Genomic DNA, 5,635 nt, shown 5'->3' with positions numbered 1-5,635 from the left:
AAATGAAAGCGCAGCGCCTCCGTAACTTGGCTGCCGGCGCGGCGCAACGGATTGAGCGCAGAAGCCGGCTCTTGAAAGATCAGGCCAATCTCTTTCCAGCGAATTTGGCGCAAACGTTTTTCCGGCAGCGCCAGGATGTTCTCTTCTTGATACAAAATTTTGCCGTGCGTAATTTTTCCGGGCGCATCAAGCAAGCGCAGAATGGCGCGTGCGATAGTGGTTTTGCCGCACCCGGATTCACCCACGAGCGCCAATGTTTCTGCCGGAAAAACTTCCAAGTTGAAACCGCCGACGACTTGCCGTTCCGGTTTTTCAGACGAGGCAAAACGGACGGCGAGATTGTTAATGATCAGCAACGGCTTCATACGTCCAGTGCCTTACGCAAACCCTCAGCCACCCAATTCAAAGCCATGACCGTAAATAAAAGGGCCAAACCGGGAAACGTTGCTATCCACCACGCGCTTGCCAGCACATCGCGGCCATCGCGGATGATGCTCCCCCAGCTCACCGCAGGCGGCTGAATTCCCAGCCCGAGAAAACTCAGGCTTGCTTCGAGCAGAATCACGTCCGCGAGACGCAACGCGGCAAAAGCAATGACTGGGGCCAACGCATTGGGCAGAAGATGGCGAAACATAATCCGGCAGCGGCCAAACCCGAGCACATGTGCCGCTTTGATGAAATCGCGTTCTTTCAGCGACATGACTTCGGCGCGCACGAATCTCGCCAGGTCCATCCACGAGGTCAAGCTCATTATCAAAACCAATATTTTCCAGTCCGCGCCGAAAAGCGCCACGCACGCGACCAGCAAGTAGATAAGTGGAAACGCCAGCAGCGTATCGACGCCGCGCATGATAAGTGCGTCGAGCGCACCGCCCAGGTATCCGGCCGTGACTCCGAGCAGCGTACCGATGAGCAGAGCCATCACCGTAACGGCTAATCCCAGGTCGAGCGAAAGGCGCGAGCCGAGCAGCAAGCGGCTCAAAATATCACGGCCGAATTGATCCGTACCCAAGAAATGGCGCCAACTCGGCGGTTGATAGCGTTGCTCGAAGTTGGCGGACGTGGGATTATGAGACGTCAAGGTTGTCCCAAACCTTCCGGCGACCACCCAACCCAATACCAAAATCAATCCCAGCCCCGCCAGTTTTTGCCGCATAAAACGTTGCCAGGTTCTCGAGGAGACAAGAGCACGCATAAGGAATGTGGGTATTCAGCCAAAGAAACTTGTACCGCATCAGCGAGGCTTTGCTGTAAATAATAATTTGCGCTCAGCCGTGATGCTCTTCCAACGCGGCGCGAGTTATTTTATTCTCGGATCCGCAAAACGGTAGAGCAGGTCTGCAATAAAATTACCGGCAATGATCATGATAGCGGAAAGTCCGGTGGTGGCGAGAATGACAGGGTAATCGCGGCTGAGAATGGCCTCGCCGGTAACGCGCCCCATGCCGGGCCACGCGAAAATGATTTCGGTGAGAAACGCCCCGCCAACGAGAAAGGCCAGGCTCAAGCCGAGCAGGGAGATGAGTGGAACAAGAGCATGAGGCAGCGCGTGGCGCGTCAAGATTTGCCACGACGAAAGGCCTTTGGCTTTAGCCAGGAGCACAAAGTTCGATTCCAGCGCTTGTATGATACTTTCACGCACATAACGCCCGGCGATTGCTGCACCCGGCAAAGCAAGCGTCAACATGGGCAAAAGAAGATGGCGCAGACGATCCTGCAGAACCATCCACGCGTCCATTTCATTGATAAACAACGAAGCCGCGTGGGAATTGGGCAGCCAGCCCAGTTTGACGGCACATATCAAAATCAGCATGAGGCCGAACCAAAAGCCGGGCATGCTGTACGCTGCCAACAAGCCATTGTTCAATACGTGATCGGGCCAACGCCGGCGATAAAACGCCGCAACCGCGCCGAGTACAAGGCCCAATATCAAACTCAACGCGAGCGCCGGCAGCGTCAATTGCAGCGTCGCGGGAATTGCTTCTGCGAGAATATGCGCGACCGGACGGTGTTGCGTCAACGAATAGCCCCAATCGCCGCGCAGCCATTGCCGCAGCCATTTGACATACTGCACGGGCAAGGGTTGATCAAAGCCGAATTCCTGCCGGATTTGTGCGAGGGTTTGGGGAGAGATGCGCGGAGAGAGATAGCGGTCCATAGGATCGCCGGGCGCCGCGTGCACAAGAAAAAACGTAAGAGTGAGTACGCTCCAGATTGCAGTCAATGCTTCCAGCGCGCGGCGAAACAGGTGGGTGAGCATAGAGGCGCCGGGGTGACTCGTTTTTGAAATTCAAAGCAAAATTGTAAGCGTTGTTTGAGAGACACCGGCACAAGGCTTTGCGCCGGTGCTTTTGAACATGCTTTGTCCGAAGACTTGCGAGGTTGATCGCAAAAAACCTTTACAACCGCAGCAAGTTTTCGCCCGCAAAAAGACCATCCTAAAAATCAAACTTCACGAACTTTTCAAGAGACCGCAATTTTGCCGGCGAGGCTTTTCTCTTCAAATTGAGGCGAAGCGGGGCCGGAGGCCTAAAGCAAAATTTCCAAAAAATGGGCCTGCTCAATTTCTGAACTTGTCCGCGGCTTGCAGCTCGCGCAGCAGTTTTTCCAGTTTTTTGATTTCCCGTTGAGCCTTGATGCGCTTGTAATACTCCAGGGCCTTTTGCAAATGTTTGCGCTCGGATTTTGCGCTGCCTTTGCCATGCCAAAACTCGGCGTAGCTCTTGTGGGTTTCGGCCAGACCCAGCGTGTTGGCATAATGAGAAAAAAGTTGCAATGCTTCTTCGAGATACTTTTTCGCCAGGCCCCAATTCTCTTTTCTGGTATAGACCACGCCGAGCAAACGGCAGGCATCGGCCTCGCCGGATTTGTGTTCGAGTCCATGAAACGTGCGCAACGCGATTTGGCATTGCTTTTCGGCCATGTCCAGATCGTGCATGAGCAAATACAGTTCAACGCGATTGAGGATCACTTGCGCCTCAACCACGACGTCGCTGGCTTCGCGCGCCAACTCCAGCCCCTTGGCATAACACTTTCCGGATTCGTGCCAAAACTCTTTGTCACGATATGCCGTTGCCATGTTGTTATATGTTTCTGCTAATCCTCGACGGTCGCCTAGCCGTTCAAACAGCAACAAACTTTTTTGCAGCGTGGCGAGCGCCTTGTCCCATTGGCCTTGAACATTGTACAACGCGCCAAGATTGTTACACACGCAAGCGGTCAAATCATCGTCGTTCATTTTTTCGGCCAGAGAAAGCGTGCGTTCGCAGGTGGTTTCCATTTTACGCCACGCCGCGGTATGAAAATAGGCGGCAGCCAGACTGTTCAACGCGTAGGCTTCATCCCGCGGCTCGCCATTCTCCTGCGAAATTCTATAACTAAGCTCGAAGCAAGCAATCGCCTCCTTCCACTTGCTCTGGCGCAGCTTGAGATTGCCGAGCTGGCGCAGTGTGCGCGCATGCGATTTGCTGTCATGAAGCTCTTTGCTGAGCTTGAGCGATTGCTCGTAGCTCTCTGTCGCCTCCTCCACCAACCCGAGCAGGGCAAAGGTTTGACCGGCGCTATAGCACAGATTGAGTTCTTGCTCCTGATCATGCTTGATTTGGGCAAATTGTCTCAAATGGGTTACCGCCGTTTTAAAGTACTGGGCGCCTTGTTGCGTCCTCTCCTGGGAAAGAAATTTTCGCGCCAGCTTTTCCATGTTATAGGTGAGATCGACAAATTCGTCAGAATCCGCTTCAACGCTTGCTTCAGCCTGTTTCAACGCCGCTGCGAGTTTGGCCAAAACCGGCTTATAGTCCTCCGCACTGCCACGCCGATTTTCTTTTTTTACGTGCTTACTCATGTTCATTTCTCGTCGGAAATATACGCAAGAGCCATACCACTCGAAATCTTGGCGCTGAATCGCATTAACTTAATAAAATCTGAGCGACGGTCTATAACATTTCATTACAGGAGGTGGCGCAATATTACATCTTTAACTTTGCTTCGCATTTCACCAAAAGCTCTTTCGCCCTTCTTGTGTGCCCTGTGAGCGAAAATTCGAATGTACCTATGCCGAGTTAAGAGACCCCTGGTGTTATTTTACGGAAATCGTGTATTGGGTGAAGTGCCAAACTTGCGCAAAGATATACTTCCGTCTGGTGTCAACCCTGCTCGCCACCTCGATCCATTGGTCCGCCGTTTCATCATACCAGGACAGTGTGAGCGCGTTCTCATCAACACCAGAAAGATCAACGTTCTTGTAGGAAATGGCCACCGTTACTTCGCGATTAAACCACCCGTCCGGACCGAAATCTACTTGAATATAGTTGCTGGGGCTGATTGAAATCGAGGCATACGCATCCTGCATCAGCGCACCGGGCGGAAACTCGATCTTATGGCCGCCATGCCAAATCTCACCGCCCTCACTGGCAGTCATCCATTTGGAGACCTTGGTATCAAGAAAATGGCCGGTAAATCCCGCTTGCGCTTCCATCACGAGGCGCAGATCCCTGCCGGATAGAAGTTCTTCTTCCTGAATGGCCTGCGCAACCGCAACGGGAAGCGGCGTGCTGGCGAGCAAAACGGTTTTGAGAAAAAGGGGAGGCAACTTGGGATCGCGCTGCAAAACCGCCATGAGAACGTTAGAAGACAGCGGCGATTCTCGCAACAAAATAAACCCAAGCTCACTCATCGAGAGCCCAGACTGCTGGTTGATCATCGCAATAAGCTGCTCGTCCGTGTAACTGCCCTTTGCCAGTGATTTCACCGCAGTGCTCTCATCAGCCTTGCGCGGCAATGGCCTCACGTTGCTCCGGGCCTTCTGCTGTTGCGTTGACTGCAAGGGAGAAATTGGTCCCGAGGCCGGCTCTTCGCTGCAGCTTACAACAAACAGAGCCGTGGCGCACAAACAGATGGCGTAAGAGAGTCGTCGAAAAAAACGGAAGCGTTTCATAACGGTCCTCGAAAGTTTGAATAAAATGCTCTATCCTTTAGATCATTTAGCCGTGCTGTGTTACTGTGCAATGTGATTTGAAAAGAGTTGAAAAAGAAACCGCCCATGGCGTGACAACTGTCCCGAAATATCCTGTTTTCGGGGAAGACGAAAGGTGGGATAGCCAAATATTCGGAACACAACTCGAAATGGAGTAACTTACCGCTCACTCTTCTTCAAGGAGTATGCCAGGAGCATCACTAAGGCAACGTTCATAAGCGTCCTCCTGGGAAAACAACTGCTTAACGAATACGTTTTGGAAAGCGCTTCTGTGCTCGCGAGTATGAGACTCTTGCATCGGAATGTTTTGTTACGACCGTAAGGCCGCTGACACGGAAGAGTGTAATATTTCATTGCACGCGCGTCTTTGAGACCAGATCCGCTGCTTATTAAAAACAAAAACCATTTCTGGCAAAACCATCCGGGGATTGGCTTTGTCAAAAATAGTTTTGTCGGGCATGCTGCGGCTTGTTTGTCGAAGGCGGCCGCACGAGTCAAACCAGAAGCAATATGTTGCGCCGGTGCTTAGGAACGCCATTTAAATAACTTACTCATTTGGGGAACCGCCAATAAACGCGAATATCCGCTAATTTTAAAATTCGCGCTTATTGGCGTGCATTCGCGGTTTGAGATTTGGGCAAGTTATTTAATCGACAATCC

The 5,635-nt window shown here is 52.1% G+C and carries 5 protein-coding genes; all 5 read right to left on the bottom strand.

Annotated elements, in window-relative coordinates:
• On the bottom strand, positions 1-365 hold a 365-nt coding region (locus FBQ85_25770; GenBank protein MDL1878541.1), incomplete at its 3' end, for an ABC transporter ATP-binding protein.
• Complete coding sequence (locus FBQ85_25765; GenBank protein MDL1878540.1) at positions 362-1,195, bottom strand: ABC transporter permease; 834 nt, start codon at positions 1,193-1,195, stop codon at positions 362-364. The genes FBQ85_25765 and FBQ85_25770, both read right to left, overlap by 4 nt.
• Positions 1,196-1,300: 105 nt before the next feature.
• Positions 1,301-2,260, bottom strand: a complete 960-nt coding sequence (locus FBQ85_25760; protein MDL1878539.1) for an ABC transporter permease — start codon at positions 2,258-2,260, stop codon at positions 1,301-1,303.
• Between the two features lie 300 nt (positions 2,261-2,560).
• Positions 2,561-3,850: a tetratricopeptide repeat protein gene (locus tag FBQ85_25755; GenBank protein MDL1878538.1), complete on the bottom strand. Its 1,290-nt coding sequence runs from the start codon at positions 3,848-3,850 to the stop codon at positions 2,561-2,563.
• Between the two features lie 228 nt (positions 3,851-4,078).
• Entirely contained in the window at positions 4,079-4,936 is an 858-nt protein-coding gene (locus FBQ85_25750; GenBank protein MDL1878537.1) for a hypothetical protein, read from the bottom strand.
• Between the last annotated feature and the right edge of the window lie 699 nt (positions 4,937-5,635).

The sequence above is a fragment of the Cytophagia bacterium CHB2 genome (assembly GCA_030263535.1).
Lineage (GTDB): Bacteria > Zhuqueibacterota > Zhuqueibacteria > Zhuqueibacterales > Zhuqueibacteraceae > Coneutiohabitans.
Note: the sequence above shows the minus strand (reverse complement) of the source record. Positions and strands in the feature narration are given on the sequence as shown.

Bases quoted from the DNA above. Each gene is read 5' to 3' on its own strand.
- FBQ85_25750 (MDL1878537.1), bottom strand. From the start codon at position 4,936: ATGAAACGCTTCCGTTTTTTTCGACGACTCTCTTACGCCATCTGTTTG.
- FBQ85_25755 (MDL1878538.1), bottom strand. From the start codon at position 3,850: ATGAACATGAGTAAGCACGTAAAAAAAGAAAATCGGCGTGGCAGTGCG.
- FBQ85_25765 (MDL1878540.1), bottom strand. From the start codon at position 1,195: ATGCGTGCTCTTGTCTCCTCGAGAACCTGGCAACGTTTTATGCGGCAA.
- FBQ85_25760 (MDL1878539.1), bottom strand. From the start codon at position 2,260: ATGCTCACCCACCTGTTTCGCCGCGCGCTGGAAGCATTGACTGCAATC.